The following is a 15,774-nucleotide window of genomic DNA, read 5'->3' as shown; positions in this document are numbered from 1 at the left end:
TATGCGCCATCGAATCCTCTCGACCGCCATCAGTTCGAACCTGAGCCTTGTCGCGATTCGCGACCGCTCGCGCCAGATAGGTGAGCTGTTCGGGCTTGACAACGTGCAGCGCACCCGTTTTGTTACTGCGGTATCGGAAATCGCGCGCAATGCGATCCAGTTCGCGGGCGGCGGCACCTTGACCTTTCTGGTCGGCGACGCGACAGTTGCCGACGACTCACAATGCGTCGTCGCCGAGATCAGCGACAGGGGACCGGGCATCTCCAATGTCGAGGAATTGCTGCGCGAGTCCGGCAGGCGTCAGGAGGCCAGCGCAGGCGGCGTTGGCATTCCTGGCAGCCGGCGCATGGCCGACGGTTTCTTCATCCATTCCGAACCGGGCAAGGGAACGACGGTAACGCTGGAGATGTTTCTTCCGCGCGGCACGGCGCGTTTATCCGGTCGTCAACTGAGCGAGCGGGTCGATCAATTGACCCGGCGCAAGCCGCAGACGCCGGTCGAGGAGCTGGAGCAGCAGAATCGTGAAATGATGCTAACGCTCGAGGAGTTGCGGCAGAAAAAAGCTGACCTCGAGGACGCGGACAGGCGCAAAAACGAGTTCCTCGCGATGCTGGCGCACGAATTACGCAATCCGCTCGCTGCTATTTCTCTATCTCTTGAACTGGCAGAACATGGCGACCGAGGCCACCTTGAACGCTCCATTGCAGTCATTGGCCGACAGACGGCATTGTTGTCACGCATGGTCAACGATCTCCTCGACGTGTCACGTATCACGCGAGGCAAGGTCGATTTGCAAACCGAAGTTGTCGGCATCGCCGAGTTGGTTGACGGCGGCGTCGAAATGTCAATGCCGGAGTTAAACCGGCGCGGGCACGAAGTCGTCGTTGAGTGCCCGGATGAGCCAGTCTTCGTGCGCGTGGACACCGCTCGGCTCAAGCAGGTTTTTAACAACATCATCCACAATGCCGCACGGTACACGTTGCAGCCTGACACGATTCAGATTCGGGTAGTACGTGCCGACAGAGAGGTGAGGGTAGAGGTAATTGACCGTGGCGTGGGCATAGAGCCGGACATGCTGCCGCGGATCTTCGATTTATTCACGCAGGCACCGACGGCGATCGGCCGTCAGGATGCCGGCCTCGGTATCGGCTTGACCGTGGTGCAGCGACTCGTACGCGACCATGGCGGCTCGGTCGAGGCCTTCAGCGATGGCGTGGGCACTGGCACACGGATCGTCATCACTTTGCCAGTGGTGGACCCACCTGCAACGGAAACTACGACCGTGATCTGTCCGGTTAATCGCGCAGGTGCGCACAGAGTGCTTGTCGTCGACGACAACAGGGACTCCGCCGACGCACTAGCGGCGTTGCTCGAAATGCACGGGTATTTGTGCGCAGTGGCCTACGACGGTACGGCTGCGTTACAAGCTGCCGCCTCCTTTGTGCCGACCGTCGGCATTATCGATCTCGGTCTGCCAGATATGCCGGGTTTCGATGTGGCCATAGCGCTGCGGAAGGGTTGTGCAAATGCGTCATTGACATTGGTCGCGCTGAGCGGATACTCGGGCGCAGATTACCAGAACAATGCATCGGCGGCCGGTTTCAACCAGTATTTTGCCAAGCCCTTAGTGATTCGTGAGTTCTTCAGCTTCCTGACGACGGTCGGCAAATAGCACTTGATGAATTTGGATTGACGCCTGTGATCGATGCCGACGGTCAATCGCCGGCATCGACAGCATGCACCTCCCGCTCGCTTAAGCCGGCACCGTCTCCGCCTGCGCCGCCCGCGACCACACGCGATGCTGCCCCGCCGCTTCTACAAATGCCTTCAGCACGCCCGCGAGATGCTTGTCGTCGCCGGTCGCCACGCCGTCCGCGTTATCCGGTAGATGCGCGGCGGCCAGCACGTCGCGCCCCGCGCCCAGCGCCGCGATCGCCTTCAGATGCTTGAACGCCTCGAGCACGAAGTGCCGGGCATCGCCCGATTGCGCGAGCAGCTTCGCGCCGGCCGCGCCACCGGTCACGATCACCGCGTCGAACATGATCGACGGCAAGCCGGCGATCGTCGCGTCCGGCGCGATACCGTCGATGGGCGCGAGCGTCGGCGCGATCAGCATCGGCGTCGCGCCTTCATCGAGCAACGCCTGCTGCAGCTTGCGGATCGCCGCGCCGTCCGAGCCCGGCGCGGCAAGCAGCGCGATCTTGCAGGTCTTGATGCCCGGTTGCACGCGATTGAGCAGACTCAGCGCGGGCGACGCCTTCGGACCCGACAGCTTCGCCGTGCCTTTTTTCGGCGCGGGCAGACCGAGCCCTTCGGCGACCTTCGCCGCGAGACGCGCATCGAAACTGGCGAGAATTTCGTTGACCACGCGCGCGCGAATCTCCGGCTTCGTCACCTTGCCGAGTTCGAACTGATACGCCGCGGCGATATGGTCCTTCTCCGGTTCGGACATGCTGTTGTAGAACAGTGCCGCCTGCGAGAAATGATCGGCGAACGATTCGCTGCGCACGCGGATCTTCGTGCCCTCCACGCGCTCCTGATAGCTCTCGAAGCCGCCGTCCGACGGCGCCGGATCGGTTTCCTTCGGCCAGCCGCCGCTCACGGAATTCGGCTCATACGACGCCTGCCCGACGTTGATCGTCTGCCGGTGCATCGCGTCGCGCTGATTGTTGTGGAACGGGCAAACAGGACGATTGATCGGAATCTCGTGGAAGTTGGGGCCGCCGAGCCGGCTGATCTGCGTATCGGTGTACGAGAACAGACGCCCTTGCAGAAGCGGATCGTTCGAGAAATCGATTCCCGGCACGAGATGGCCCGGATGAAACGCGACCTGCTCCGTCTCGGCGAAGAAGTTGTCCGGATTGCGGTTGAGCGTCATCTTGCCGACGATCTTCACCGGCACCAGTTCCTCGGGAATCAGCTTGGTCGGATCGAGCAGATCGAAATCGAACTTGTGCTCGTCTTTTTCCTCGACGATCTGCACGCCCAGTTCGAACTCGGGATAATCGCCGCGCTCGATCGCTTCCCACAAATCGCGCCGATGAAAATCCGGATCCTTGCCCGCGAGTTTCTGCGCTTCGTCCCACAACAGCGAATATGAACCCAGCACCGGCCGCCAGTGAAACTTCACAAAGCGCGCCTTGCCCTGCGCATTGACGAAGCGGAACGTGTGTACGCCGAAGCCTTCCATGGTGCGCAGGCTGCGCGGAATCGCGCGGTCCGACATGGTCCACAGCACCATGTGCGCGGACTCCGGCACGAGCGACACGAAATCCCAGAAGGTGTCGTGCGCGGAACCGCCGGTCGGCATTTCGTTCGGCGCCTCGGGCTTCACCGCATGCACGAAATCGGGAAACTTGACCGCGTCCTGAATGAAGAACACCGGCATGTTGTTGCCGACCAGATCGTAATTGCCTTCCTGCGTATAGAACTTGACCGCGAAGCCGCGCACGTCGCGCACGGTGTCGGCCGAACCACGCGGCCCCTGCACCGTCGAGAAACGCACATAAACCGGCGTTTGCACGGACGGGTCCTGAAGGAACGCCGCTTTCGTGTATTCGCCCTGCGACTCGTACACCTGAAACACGCCGTGCGCCGCCGAGCCGCGCGCATGCACGATGCGCTCGGGAATACGCTCGTGATCGAAGTGCGTGATCTTTTCACGCATGATGAAATCTTCCAGCAACGACGGACCGCGCGGACCCGCACGCAACGTGTTTTGGTTGTCGGCGATCTTGACGCCCTGATTGGTACGCAGCGCCTCGCCTTGCGCATGCGCGCGAAACTGTTCGAGGTCTTTCGATTTGGCGTTGCTCGCGGAAGCGGCTTTGCTCGCGGGCTTGCGTGTACTCGTGTCTGCACTGGATTTACCGGCCATGGGGTATTCCTTACGTTCGGGCTCGCCGGGGAAATCCCGGTCTAACCGCGCCTAGCGGGAGCAAACGACATACCCGCGGCTGGTAACCGGCAGCGTCTCCTGATGCTATGAAGTCGCAGTCCGCGTCGGGCAGATTGGTCCCAACGTGGGCGCGGCGCACCCTAGCGCGATGCGGTAATCGCTGACCCATGAGTGTCAGCCGCTCCTCATCATTTGCACATCAGCCCTCGGCGGTAACATCCCGTAAATAAACGACGGGAATTTCGCCATTGTCGACCTTTCTCTCCGCAATAATGATTATGCTTTTCAGGTTTTTTCGCAGGGTCTCGACGCGTGAAGTTGATTGCGCTTTGGCGACGCGAATGCCGGCAAGCGCCTCTGCTGTGACCTTGACGAGATGTGGCTTGCCTTGATAGAAATGCGTGAAGCACAAGTCGTCGCCATACGGAACAATGACGAGTTCTTTCGGCTGCATATCGGCTCCGTTCAGGTACATCTCTAGCAAATATCCGTCTTCATTCGTTATCGAATACGACGGGCCAGAAAAAAGCGCCAGGACTTCCGGTAAGTCTCCATGTTCTTGCTACGAACGCTGGCATGTTGCGCTGTACTAAATTTCGAATCAGCGCCCAACGGATAAAAATCCGCGCCTCCACCAGCTAAGCTGACGGCTCAGTTTATATTTCGACAATCGTCGAGCATCTCCACGTTCGTAGCTTAACCGATATCGATGTAACGACTGGCGGATGGCTCAGGCTCCATTTTGGGCACTGTCAGCGTGAGCACTCCATTGTCGAACTTGGCTAGCGCGCGAGCGGGGTCGGCGTACTCAGGCATCGGTATCGTACGCATGAAACGTCCGTGGGCGCGCTCCACGCGGTAGCAGCCATTCTCTTCGCTGCGGAAGTCCTGCTTTTTTCACCGCGCAAAACTATGGCGCCGTCCTCGACCCTCAGCTTCACGTCCTCGCGCTCTATCCCCGGTCGTTCCACCGTTATCCGCAGCACCGGTCCCTCGTCCACGACGTCGATGCGCGGTGAAAGCGCGATGCGCTGAAATCGCCAAACCATCGTTCGAGTGCACTTCGGCTCGCAAACGGGTCATGCAAAAACTCCTCTACTGCGCGCCACGCCTCGGCAGAGAACAACCGCGAAACGTCGGGTCGGGAAGCACGCCCGGGTCCGCAGTACGGCGGATCGTCCGCGCCATCTGCACCCGGCTTGTCAGCTGCTCCACGCAGGAATTTGAAGGGATTCCGCTTCTTCAGATTGGCGCTCATCGTGACCTCCTCTAATCCATCCGATCGCCATTTCGTCCGTGTCCATCGCAGCGCAACCCACTACAGGCTGACCACGCACCTCCTGACAAGGGGTGGCAGCCAAGTGCCTGCCACCCCGCTTTGCCTACCTACTTCGAGCGAACGATTGCCTTGATGCCGCTCAGTCCGTACGTACGTCGATCCGACGCGGTCGTGCTTCGTCGCGCCGTGGTATCGTCAGCTTCAGCACCCCATCCTTCAAATTCGCATCGATTTTCGACGCGTCGAAGTCAGGTCCAAGAGAGAATGCTCGCGCGAAGCGGGGCTGACGGACTTCAGCATGGCGCACGCGCAGTCCAGCCGGCGTGGATACCACTGCTTCACCATCAACGAAAAGATTGCCATCGTGCACCTTGACCTCGAGCCGGTCTTTTGTCACCCCGGGCAGATCCGCCCATAGAGTGATGCCGTGGCTATCCTCGAAAATGTCCACGGGCGGGGTTATCGTGACGCGCCGTTGTGACACATTTTCTTCGCACCGGTCCGCCGCCGTTTCGTCTTTCCTGGCAAGTTCCGTTGTGTTTTTCATGATGTCATCCTCTATCCGAAAAAGGTCTCACTGAACGGTGATAGCACGCGGCTGTGACGCTTCCCGCTTTCCAATGCTTACGCTTAAGCAGCCGTTGACGTATCTGGCCGTGACGTTATCCGGGTCCGCGTACTGAGGCAGTTCGATAACGCGCCGGAAAGCACCGGTAAAACGCTCCTGTGCATACCTTCGGGAAGCGTCGCCGGTTTCCGGCTGCGCGGCAGCCCGCTCGCCGCTGATGCTCAGCAGGCCCTTATCAATCGAAACTTCGAGGCTTCCCGGATTGACACCCGGTGCGAAAGCGACGATCTCGATCGAGTTGTCCGTCGACCCGATATTGATCTGCGGGAACGCGGCAAGACGCTCGGAACGTATGCTGGACGGGAAACCGCCAAACAGGCTGGACATCTGACGTTGCAGGCTTTCAAACTCGCTTAGAAGATCGGCTCCAAAGTAGGGATCGCTCATGATCATTTTCCTCATATAAACGAGCAGGAAGACGAACCGGCTTACGCGCTCCAGTCCGTCCGCCAGCACAGGCACACAAATCGAAACACGCAGCGCGCCGTGCTAAGGGCGCCACTGCCTGAGCGGAATTCAAGATAGGAAATAGAACGAAAATTTCAAGGGGGCGCTGGATCATTTGCGCTTGAATCCTGCTGTGCAAATCCTATCTAGGCGACACCTTTGACAGATCATCCGAGGACATATGGAATTCGAATATGACTGGCTGACTCTTGGCCGACACCGAATCCGGTTGCGCTCCAGCAAGGGGTTTCCCACCGAGACCATGCGCCAGACCGTTGACGTTATCCGGCTTGCAATCGACAACAACATGAGCGCGCGTGCGAGAGTTGTGGAAGTGGTTCTCCGGCAGGAGTCTGCCTATGAGATTGCTGTCGGCACCACCTTTGCCGAAGACCGTCTGTGCGTGCCACAGTTGGAGGCGGCGATTGCAACCGTCCTCGGCTTACAGTCGACACAGATCAATATTCTCGTGACGGCGGTTACGCAGGAAGAGGTAGATCTGCACTTCGGCGTTTATGAGCGGATGCTGGCCGAAAAGCTCGGTGTAGTTCCGCCGATTCACTGATTGCCGCTACCGTACGCGTGCACCGTACCGGCCTCCGAAGCACTGGAGGCCCGTTTCATGACATCCCAGATCCCTGCTGCCGCTAATTGACGCCCAGAAATGACGCCAAGAAAAAATTGGGCTGATGGCGCGGCCACGTTTGTCCGGCTGGCGTCGGCCGCTTCGCAAGTGCCCGGGCGACATGCCGCCGGCACCCAGCCGCGAAGATCGTGCGCCATTTAACGCGCAGAGCGCTCCTCCGAGGCGATAGCGCTAACCGCTCGCCATGGTCGGCGGAGGGATTCAGCTATTTCGGTTTGTTCCATCGCGATCGCTACTCGCATCTGCGGTGCTCTGCCGGTAGACCGCAGGAATAACCGGCCCCGGGCACAGCGCATGCGGCATCAAAGTCTGCAGTGTTACCCGTTGCGTTACTGCGCGCACATCACGCCAGGGCACTCGCCCTGAGACCGGGTCGGCGTCATCCCGCAAATGCGTTCGGCATCGCCCACCAATCGGCTTTTTCTACAAACGTCTTCATGTGCGGACCTTTCTATCTGCAAAGGCCGCTGTGAATCCGACTTTTTCTTGGAGAAATGCGATGTTTGTGCACAACAAGCGACTGCAATACACGGTTCGCGTGGCGGCACCGAACCCCGGTCTGGCCAATCTCCTTCTCGAGCAGTTTGGAGGGCCTCAGGGTGAGCTGGGGGCAGCTTGCCGGTATTTCACTCAGGCGATAAGCGAGGACGACCCCGGGCGACGCGACATGTTGTTTGACATTGCGACAGAAGAACTCAGTCATCTGGAAATTATTGGTTCGATAGTCGCGATGCTTAACAAAGGTGCGAAAGGCCGATTGGCCGAAGCTGTGGAGTCCGAAGCGGAACTCTACCGTTCGCTCACCGGCGGCGGCAACGATTCACATGTCACGTCCCTTCTGTACGGCGGTGGCCCCGCCTTGACCAACTCGGCAGGCGTCCCCTGGACCGCGGCATATGTTGACACCATTGGTGAGCCTACGGCGGATCTCCGATCTAACATCGCTGCAGAGGCGCGCGCCAAGATTGTCTATGAGCGCTTGATGAACGTGACCGAGGATGTCGGCATCGCTGAAACGCTCGGATTCCTCATGACTCGCGAAATCGCGCATCAGAAGTCTTTCGAAAAGGCCTTGCATTCGATCCAGCCGAATTTTCCGCAAGGGAAGCTGCCGGGTGTTGCGGAATACGCCAGCGTCTATTACAAGATGTCGTCCGGGGACGATGCCCCTCGAGGCCCGTGGAACGAAGGGCCAAACTGGGATGTCGTTGAAAATCCGGAGCCGGCGGTCGACGGTGGCGATGGTCTGGCCACCGTGCAGGTTTCCGAGCAGGATGTTGAAGCGCTCAATGCGATGGCGTCGCGAACCGCATCTGCGACAACGACGGACCCGGTCACGGGTGCGGATTTAGGCGCAGGGCAGGAGGCGGTAGTGGAGAAATAAGGAAGCCGCCAGTCTGTAAGCCGGCCTTCGGGTCGGCAAATCCTTGTGTTGTATCGAAAACATCACTCAACATCTTTCATTGCCAACGCCGCCGCGAGGCGGCGGCGTAGATCTGAGATTTCTTCCCCGGTGCGCCAAAAGACTAGCGATCGCGCAGCCATCGCCGTCCACGAACGATGAAGACGACAACTAAAAGCCGAGATGCATCGCCATCGATTGACGAGTCGGTCCCGCGGTCATCCGGACAGGATGACCGCGCTACGTCAATGCCAGAAAAGCGCGATCAGAATGATGATGGGGATCGGCACACCGAGCATATAAAGAAGAATTGAGCGCATCACTACCTCCGTGGTTAGGGATTTTGATTCAGATTAGAGCTGTCTTACCCGACCGCCATAAATAGCGAGAAGGCTCGCTGAGAACGCGCCCATGAGAAGCGAAACAAACAGCCACAGCGAAGCGCCAATCGTTATCTTGCGTGCTCTGTCGGCGGCAGCCTTTGCTGCGTCATCCAGCGCAGCGAGTTTCTGTACAAAATTCGTATAGGTGGTGGTTACGCGAGCCTGCGCAGCAGCCGGCGGAAGGCCGGTGCGTTGCGCCACCAATTGCCCCAGGTAACTCGCGTCATCCGGAGATAGCTGGGCGCCTGTCGCAGCACTGTTCAGAAAGATGCGAGTCGCCTCCCGACGGGGCGACTCGTTGGTCGCCGCTGGCGCCGGCTGGGAGGAAGGAGGGCGCCGGAACAGGGAATCGACGAGGTAGCCGAGTGGCCAGGTATTAAGCGCTGCGTCTGCGTCGCCTCGCATCGTGCTGAAACCTCGCTCACCCGCGGTTGTGGCGGCCGCCTGAGTGCCTGCATGTATAGCCCCAGAAGCCGCCGACGTGAGAATTACCGCCGTCAGAAGCGTCGCCACAGCCCAGCTCAAAAAGCCGTGCGCCGTATCCCGGAAATGGAGCTCGTCGGCGGTGATGGTCAGCCAGCGCCGGCGAAGCCGTCCGGCTAGATAGCCGCCAAGACCCGACGCAAGGATCGCTGTGACGCATACCCACACCACGGCGGAAAAGCCGAAGGCTTTCGCATTGGAGGCGCCTGATGACCACGGGGAAAGCGCCGTCAGACCCAGCCCCGTTCCGAGGGTGAGAAGGATGAGGGCAAACGCAGCCGCCCCGACGCCGCCCGCAAATACCGCGCCCCATGAAACCACGCCGTCGTGCTGATGGGCGAAAAGCGTCGGGTCGTCCGTTTGCATCGGATATCCCGCAGGGTCCTTGATGTGGATCATCGTCAATCTCCATTGCTTTTGTCGAAATTGTTACTGCGATGTACCGACTAGTGCTGTGTCTAAACAATCCGCACCCCGCAGAAGCATTTTCCGTTCCTATAGAGAGAGGCATTTTTACGGGTGGCCGTCGCCTTCTTTACACCAGCCGCTGACGCAGGCCCGTTTCATGCGAAGTTGTAAGTCCTGTCCCCCGGTCTTCCCCGAGCACCGGACTGCCGCGCTGCGGCGGTCCGACAGGAGATCATCGCGACCTACCGGGATCGTGACGGCCAACGGCATTCACGGCGCGAACGGGGGGGGCTCCGCCGCGGTCGCCGAAAAAGTGGGAGGTTTCAGAGGTTTCAGACCGTTGTCCTCCAAATGGGGAGGTGGCGCTGGTCGACGCGCCCGTTGCCGCTGGGGCGACCATTGGCTGGGAGTGGCAGTGTCACAGTGATCACCGGCGCACGTCTGAAAGCATGGGCGCCTGCGGGATTTGGGGCGACTTTGCGTGCTGCAGGCGAGCGACCCGCGATTGCGTACGTATCACCAGACGCCCTTTTGGCGCCCCCGCCGCGCGCAGTGTAATCAGCCCGGTCTGTCGCGCGCAACATGCGCATGTCAAACTTGAAGGAAGGCTTTCCATGCCCCAAGCCGCTGTTTTCGATATCGACGGAACGTTGATCGACTCTGTTGATCTGCATGCACTCGCCTGGCAGGAGGCGTTCGCGGAGTTCGGGTATGACGTTACCTTCGAGAAGGTACGTAGTCAGATTGGCAAAGGTGGTGACCAGCTATTACCCGTTTTTCTTAGTGCCGGGCAGCAGAGTGAACACGGGGCCGCATTGGAAAAATGGCGCGGTGAGCGCTTCAAGTCGAAGTACCTGCAAATGGTTCGCCCTTTCTCCGCTGTGCCGCAACTCTTGCAACGGGTACGCGACGCCGGTCTTCAGGTGGCGGTGGCGTCATCAGCGAAAGAAGACGAACTTGAGATCTATCTCGAAATCGCGGGAATAGCACAGCTGGTCGACCAGCGTACGTCTTCGTCGGATGCAAAACTGTCGAAACCCGCGCCCGACATTTTCGGGGCTGCGCTTGAGAAACTTGGAATCCCCGCAAACTACGCGATAGCGATAGGCGATAGCCCTTACGACGCACAGGCGGCCGGAAAGATGGGTATGCGAACCATCGGGGTGCTCTGTGGCGGTTTCAGCGAAGCAAGTCTCCGGGCAAGCGGCTGCAGCGCGATCTATCCGGGACCGGGCGCCATGCTGGCCTGCTTTGATAATTCGCCACTCGCTTCGCGTTAGCGAGGCGAGCAAATTCGGGCGACCGCAGTCTACCTTCATTTGTTGGTCGGGGCAGCACGCTAACCGACGGCGGCTTCGCATGATTGCGCCATCGTAAGCATAAGTGAATCAATTCTGCCGACATTGGAACTTACGACGACGCCAGCCGCGCCATACAAATCCGGAAAATCGCCTGGACGCCGGGAGCGTGATAGTCGAGCGTTCCTTTGCCGGAGATAAGCTTGGCTAGTGCACCCAGATCTCGCAAATCCGGAATCTGAAAGAGGTCCGCAGCTATAGCCTCCGAAAGCCCCGACAATGCAGAGGAATCGATGTACTCGCTTTCCCGCCGTCCGGCATTCCAGATGACAAGCAATTCAGCTATCCGATCCGGCTGGAGCCACGCTCCCAATTTCACCCTGGCCACGAGCTGGCCGATGACGAGAAAGCAAAGGCAGTCCACGCGGGCATGGCTGTTTGAGACGTATGACATAGAGATTATTCCCGAACACGCCGGACGTCGAACGTGTGCCGTTGGCCGGCTGGCGTTGATCACACTTATACGCAGCAGCTGGTACGTCGGTTGCAGCCCGCAATCAAATTTCCGCCTCGAAGCGGTTAGGGAAGCCAAATGGTAAATGGCGACTTGTCCCGGCCGGAATGCATTGATGACGAGGCGCGCGCCGAGCTTTTGACTTATCTCGTCGTCGCGCAGCTCGTCGGACGCGCCCGCACGGGCGGTTGGCTTCGAACCGATCATCTCGTGGAGTCCGCGCGGATCTGGTTGTTAAACAACGACGTCGACGCGAACTGGCAGGAGCGCGTGCGAATTGGCACGCTGTCGGAAACCGTGGCACTTGGATTCGTCTATGAGCCACGCTTCGGTGATCCGGATTGGCTCACTCAGCTATTCACTCATAGCTGGCGTCTTGACAATCGATCGCCAGTTATCCGCGACCTATATGCCGCGTGTCGCAGCGCGCTGCGGGGAAGCTAGGCATTTGGGTGGCATACTCGGACCATGACGCACGATGCTGGCTGGTCACGGGAGAGGGCGTGGTGAACGTGTCGCCTGGTGTGGTGACCTTCCGCAACAGGCAATATTCCGAATGCGGCTACCTGGTCGGAACCGATTGAGCGGGCATTTTGACTCAATTGGAAAAATCTGCGCATTCAGGCGATAGGTTCCCACACAGTCACGGCTATCGAAATGGTCGGAACCTTTCTGGCCGTCCCTTACGGACGGCTTTATCATTTTAATTGATCAGATTCGGACAGATTATCCGGTGTGTCGTGGGGGAAATTCTGAATCGCTGGACCGGAGCCCGCCGCGCGTGGTGGTGCCTGCCGCGCTTCCTCCGCGACTTCGGCCTCGACCTCCAGCCTTGCCCTTCGCCAGTATTCGTCCGCACACCCCTCCATACTGCCGTCGGCCAGCCACAATTCGTAAGCCCTCCGTCGAATCCGGTTTTCGAGTGTTTCCTGTGACATTGCCTTTGCCCTCCCTCTCGATGTTTTGCCCCGAAGGCTAAACCGTGCCAATAGTAGGTCTACCTCATCGCTGGCGAAAACGCCACGATCGAGGGTTCATCCGGTTTTCTGCTCGCCTCGTCGCCTGGCATAACGCTTGCGCCTGATCCGGCTCCCACTTAGCACTTTGAAGGAGCGGAATCAGTCCGCGGAGTCTGCCGCACCGAAGGAAAGCGATGCACGGCCCGAAAGGAGATCACGGCAATGCAGAAATCCGATCATCCAGAACACCACGCTGAACGGCCCGAGCGCGACAATCGTGGCGCCGCGGATGAGAGTTCATGGTCGTCCGATCCGCAGGAGGCCGGCGCGGGATCGCCGCACCTCGATGAGGGGCAACAGGATCAGGCCGCCGGACACTCGGCGCCTCACGCGTTGGTGCTTCACGAGATTGTTCGGGAGGAAGGCGAGGCCGCGCTGAGCCGAACCATCGGCGCGCTCGCGTGGTCGTCGCTCGCGGCGGGGATGTCGATGGGATTCTCGTTTCTCATCCCCGCCGTGCTCGACGCCCGCCTTCCGGAAGCCCTATGGCGCCCTCTCGTCTCCAGTTTCGGATACACCGTGGGATTCGTGCTGGTTATCATGGGACGTCAGCAATTATTCACTGAAAGCACGTTGACCGTCGTGCTGCCGGTACTCACACGCCGCGACGCGACCACAGCGCTGAGAGCGTCTCGGCTGTGGGCCGTCGTGCTGCTGTTCAATCTGGTCGGCACATGGATTTTCGCGGCCATGCTGCGCATTCCTGGCATCTTCACCACCGACGTAGATAACGCGCTGTGCAGTATTTCAGTGGACGCAATAACGTCGCTTAAGCCGATACCCACGGTCGTCCATGCGATCCTGGCCGGCTGGCTGATAGCATTGATGGTCTGGCTGCTACCCAGCGCGCGCTCCGGCCGCCTGCTAACCGTACTTCTGATCACGTACATGGTGGGGGTATCGCATCTGTCGCACATCATTGCCGGTTCGACGGAAGCAGCTTATGCATGGCTTGCGGGCATCGCGTCGCCCGATGACTACTTCTTCAGATTCCTGTTGCCAACTTTTGCCGGCAATGTGATAGGCGGCACCTCGCTCGTTGCGCTTCTCAATCATGCGGCGATCGCGCCGGAGATGAGCGAGAACCGGTAAGCGCATGCTGTCCGTCACGCTCGTCGGCACGCCAGCTTGAGTGCCGTCGGCGACATCCTGAACGCCCCTGAAGCTGTCCATTTCATGCATCGTCATCGTGATCCGCTCCGTCATGGACATCGCAACTTCCAGCGCCGCGCCCCCGGTTGCCGATCAGCTTCCACGCAACGAATGAAGATTTGAATCTGGCTAAATTATCCCGCCGACGCAGCTCGCGTTCGGATCGCGCGCATCCGGCTACGCCCGAAGGTTCGGGTACGAGCGATGCTTGACCTTCCGCACATATCCCGTGCACGACCCGGGACAGAGAGAGAGGCGTCCCGTTCTGCGCGCAGGGCTGGACGGCTATTCGGAGATCCACATGGCTCAGCACCTAGATCACGCCAATTCACCGGATGTGGCGGCGCAGTCGAGCGACATGCCCCAGTCCGCCTCGCGTCGCAGGGTACTGCGCGCGGCTGCGGCCGGCAGCGCGGGCCTGGTTGCCATGCGTACCGTTGCCGCACAGTCGCACCTGCAGTCGAACGTGCCACCGCCTCACGGTCAATCTGTAACTGCCGCCCCCCAGCCGCCGTTTACCCCGCCCGCCGATGCGACCACCGCCGACGTAATCGTCGAGACGCTGCTTGCGTGGGACGTCGACCACGTCTTCGGGATGGTCGGAGACGGCATCAATCCGATCATCGAATCGCTTCGTCGCCACCGGGACAGGATTCGCTTTATCGGGGTGCGTCACGAGGAAGCGGCCGCATTCATGGCGAGCGGCTGGGCGAAAACGACCGGCCGTCTCGGCGTATGCGTCGCGACCACCGGCCCGGGCGCCGTACATCTGATGAACGGTCTATACGATGCGCATTTCGACGGCGCACCGGTTCTCGCGATCACAGGACTGACGTTTCACGACCTGGGCGGCACGCGCTTCCAGCAAAGCGTGGACACCACGGCGCTGATGCAGGACGTCGCCCTGTACAACACGGTCGTCACCGGTCCGCGTCACGCGCTGACCGTGACGGACCTCGCCTGCCGTCGAGCGCTCGGCTTGCGCGGCGTCGCCCATCTGACCGTGTCCAAGGACGTACAGGGCATGCGCCTGTCCGACGACAAGGCGTCCGCGGAAAATCACGGTGGCCGCACGTCCAGTGCGTGGAGCCGGCCGGCACCGACGCCCTCGCTGATGGATCTGCAAGCCGCCGCCGATCTCATCAACGCTGGCCCCCGTGTCGCCATCATGGTGGGACAAGGTGCGCTCGGCGCGGGCACGGAACTGGAGCAAGTCGCTCGCCGACTGAGCGCACCGGTCGCCAAGGCCTTGCTCGGACGAACCGTCCTGCCCGACGATTCGCCATTCTCGACGGGCGGCATCGGTCATCTGGGCACAGTGCCGTCTGAGGAAGCGATGCAACGCTGCGACACCGTGCTGATCATTGGCACGACGATGCCTTGGATCGATTCGTATCCGAAACCGGGGGCCGCGCGCGGCGTACAGATCGATATCGATGCAGGGCGGGTCGGCTTGCGTTTTCCGGTAGAGGTTGGGCTGGTGGGCGATACGAAGGAAACGTTGCGAGCCTTACTGCCGATGCTGCGCCAGAAAGACGATGCATTCCTGCGCGAGATTCAGGCGCGCGTTGTCCAATGGAATGACCTGTTGGTTCGGGTGGCCGCCACCGAGCGCACGCCGTTGCGTCCGCAAAGCGTCGTGCGGGCCGTTAGCGATGCGTTGGCGCCAGACGCGATCGTATGCCTCGATTGCGGCGCGAATACACATTTTTCAGCGCGGTTTCTTCAACTGCGAAGCGGCCAACAACTCATCGCGACCGGCATGCTGGCGACCATGGCACCCGGTCTGCCGTTTGCGATTGCCGCTCAGTTGGCGAGGCCAGAGCGCCAGGTGGTCGCGATCGTCGGCGACGGCGGATTCGCGATGCTGATGGCTGAAATGTCGACGGCCGTCAAGAACGACTTGCCAGTCAAGATCGTCGTGCTGTGCAATGATCTGCTTGCGGAGGTCGTGTTCGAACAGAAAGAGCTCGGGAACCCGCCTTATGGATGCGAACTTGGCGCGATCGATTACGCGCAGATCGCGATGGCCTGCGGCACGCGGGGCTTCAGATGCGCTAACCCGGCCGAATTGCGGCCGGCCATCGACGCGCTGCTGCGTTCGCCAGGTCCGGCGCTGCTGGAAGTACGTGTGGACCCGACTGAGCCGGTGACGATGCCGAAGCAATTATCTGTTTGATAACTTGCGGCCGGCGCGAGTGGTGGGAAGCCGGCCGC

The 15,774-nt window shown here is 60.2% G+C and carries 14 protein-coding genes and 1 pseudogene; 7 read left to right on the top strand and 8 right to left on the bottom strand.

Annotated elements, in window-relative coordinates; all coding sequences use genetic code 11:
- The first annotated feature begins 1 nt into the window (after window position 1).
- Window positions 2-1,672, top strand: a complete 1,671-nt coding sequence (locus tag LFL96_RS36430; RefSeq protein WP_281004059.1) for an ATP-binding protein — start codon at window positions 2-4, stop codon at window positions 1,670-1,672.
- A gap of 81 nt (window positions 1,673-1,753) precedes the next feature.
- Here the strand turns inward: LFL96_RS36430 and katE are convergent, their stop codons facing one another.
- The 5 genes and pseudogenes from katE to LFL96_RS36405 form a co-directional block, all read right to left on the bottom strand.
- The gene (gene katE, locus LFL96_RS36425) at window positions 1,754-3,877 is read right to left on the bottom strand and encodes a catalase HPII (protein ID WP_281004058.1); all 2,124 of its coding nucleotides are present in this window, start codon (window positions 3,875-3,877) and stop codon (window positions 1,754-1,756) included.
- 220 nt (window positions 3,878-4,097) lie between these two features.
- Window positions 4,098-4,352: a hypothetical protein gene (locus LFL96_RS36420; RefSeq protein WP_281004057.1), complete on the bottom strand. Its 255-nt coding sequence runs from the start codon at window positions 4,350-4,352 to the stop codon at window positions 4,098-4,100.
- A 242-nt stretch (window positions 4,353-4,594) separates the two neighbouring features.
- A pseudogene (locus tag LFL96_RS36415) lies at window positions 4,595-5,156 on the bottom strand (Hsp20/alpha crystallin family protein).
- 160 nt (window positions 5,157-5,316) lie between these two features.
- Window positions 5,317-5,724, bottom strand: coding sequence for an Hsp20/alpha crystallin family protein (locus LFL96_RS36410; protein WP_281004056.1), 408 nt, complete (start codon window positions 5,722-5,724; stop codon window positions 5,317-5,319).
- Between the two features lie 27 nt (window positions 5,725-5,751).
- Window positions 5,752-6,192, bottom strand: a complete 441-nt coding sequence (locus tag LFL96_RS36405) for an Hsp20/alpha crystallin family protein (protein WP_281004055.1) — start codon at window positions 6,190-6,192, stop codon at window positions 5,752-5,754.
- Window positions 6,193-6,433: 241 nt separating this feature from the next.
- Between LFL96_RS36405 and LFL96_RS36400 the strand changes: the two genes are divergently transcribed.
- Window positions 6,434-6,817, top strand: coding sequence for a hypothetical protein (locus tag LFL96_RS36400; RefSeq protein ID WP_281004054.1), 384 nt, complete (start codon window positions 6,434-6,436; stop codon window positions 6,815-6,817).
- Window positions 6,818-7,397: 580 nt separating this feature from the next.
- A complete protein-coding gene (locus tag LFL96_RS36395) occupies window positions 7,398-8,282 on the top strand; it encodes a manganese catalase family protein (protein ID WP_281004053.1) in 885 nt (294 codons plus the stop codon).
- A gap of 371 nt (window positions 8,283-8,653) precedes the next feature.
- Here the strand turns inward: LFL96_RS36395 and LFL96_RS36390 are convergent, their stop codons facing one another.
- A complete protein-coding gene (locus LFL96_RS36390) occupies window positions 8,654-9,565 on the bottom strand; it encodes a hypothetical protein (protein WP_281004052.1) in 912 nt (303 codons plus the stop codon).
- A 623-nt stretch (window positions 9,566-10,188) separates the two neighbouring features.
- Between LFL96_RS36390 and LFL96_RS36385 the strand changes: the two genes are divergently transcribed.
- The gene (locus tag LFL96_RS36385; RefSeq protein WP_281004051.1) at window positions 10,189-10,854 is read left to right on the top strand and encodes an HAD family hydrolase; all 666 of its coding nucleotides are present in this window, start codon (window positions 10,189-10,191) and stop codon (window positions 10,852-10,854) included.
- Window positions 10,855-10,984: 130 nt separating this feature from the next.
- Here LFL96_RS36385 and LFL96_RS36380 read toward each other — a convergent pair whose 3' ends face one another.
- Window positions 10,985-11,326: a hypothetical protein gene (locus LFL96_RS36380; protein ID WP_281004050.1), complete on the bottom strand. Its 342-nt coding sequence runs from the start codon at window positions 11,324-11,326 to the stop codon at window positions 10,985-10,987.
- Window positions 11,327-11,464: 138 nt separating this feature from the next.
- On the opposite strand from LFL96_RS36380, the gene LFL96_RS36375 reads away from it, so the two are divergent.
- A complete protein-coding gene (locus tag LFL96_RS36375) occupies window positions 11,465-11,830 on the top strand; it encodes a hypothetical protein (RefSeq protein WP_281004049.1) in 366 nt (121 codons plus the stop codon).
- Window positions 11,831-12,084: 254 nt separating this feature from the next.
- On the opposite strand, the gene LFL96_RS36370 is transcribed toward LFL96_RS36375, so the two are convergent.
- On the bottom strand, window positions 12,085-12,324 hold the full coding sequence (locus LFL96_RS36370; RefSeq protein ID WP_281004048.1) for a DUF2934 domain-containing protein: 240 nt from the start codon (window positions 12,322-12,324) through the stop codon (window positions 12,085-12,087).
- 243 nt (window positions 12,325-12,567) lie between these two features.
- Between LFL96_RS36370 and LFL96_RS36365 the strand changes: the two genes are divergently transcribed.
- Together LFL96_RS36365 and LFL96_RS36360 are read left to right on the top strand one after the other, a co-directional pair.
- A complete protein-coding gene (locus tag LFL96_RS36365) occupies window positions 12,568-13,497 on the top strand; it encodes a formate/nitrite transporter family protein (protein ID WP_281004047.1) in 930 nt (309 codons plus the stop codon).
- A gap of 268 nt (window positions 13,498-13,765) precedes the next feature.
- Complete coding sequence (locus LFL96_RS36360; protein WP_281004046.1) at window positions 13,766-15,736, top strand: thiamine pyrophosphate-dependent enzyme; 1,971 nt, start codon at window positions 13,766-13,768, stop codon at window positions 15,734-15,736.
- Window positions 15,737-15,774: the final 38 nt, after the last annotated feature.

The organism is Paraburkholderia sp. D15 (assembly GCF_029910215.1).
Lineage (GTDB): Bacteria > Pseudomonadota > Gammaproteobacteria > Burkholderiales > Burkholderiaceae > Paraburkholderia.
Note: the sequence above shows the minus strand (reverse complement) of the source record. Positions and strands in the feature narration are given on the sequence as shown.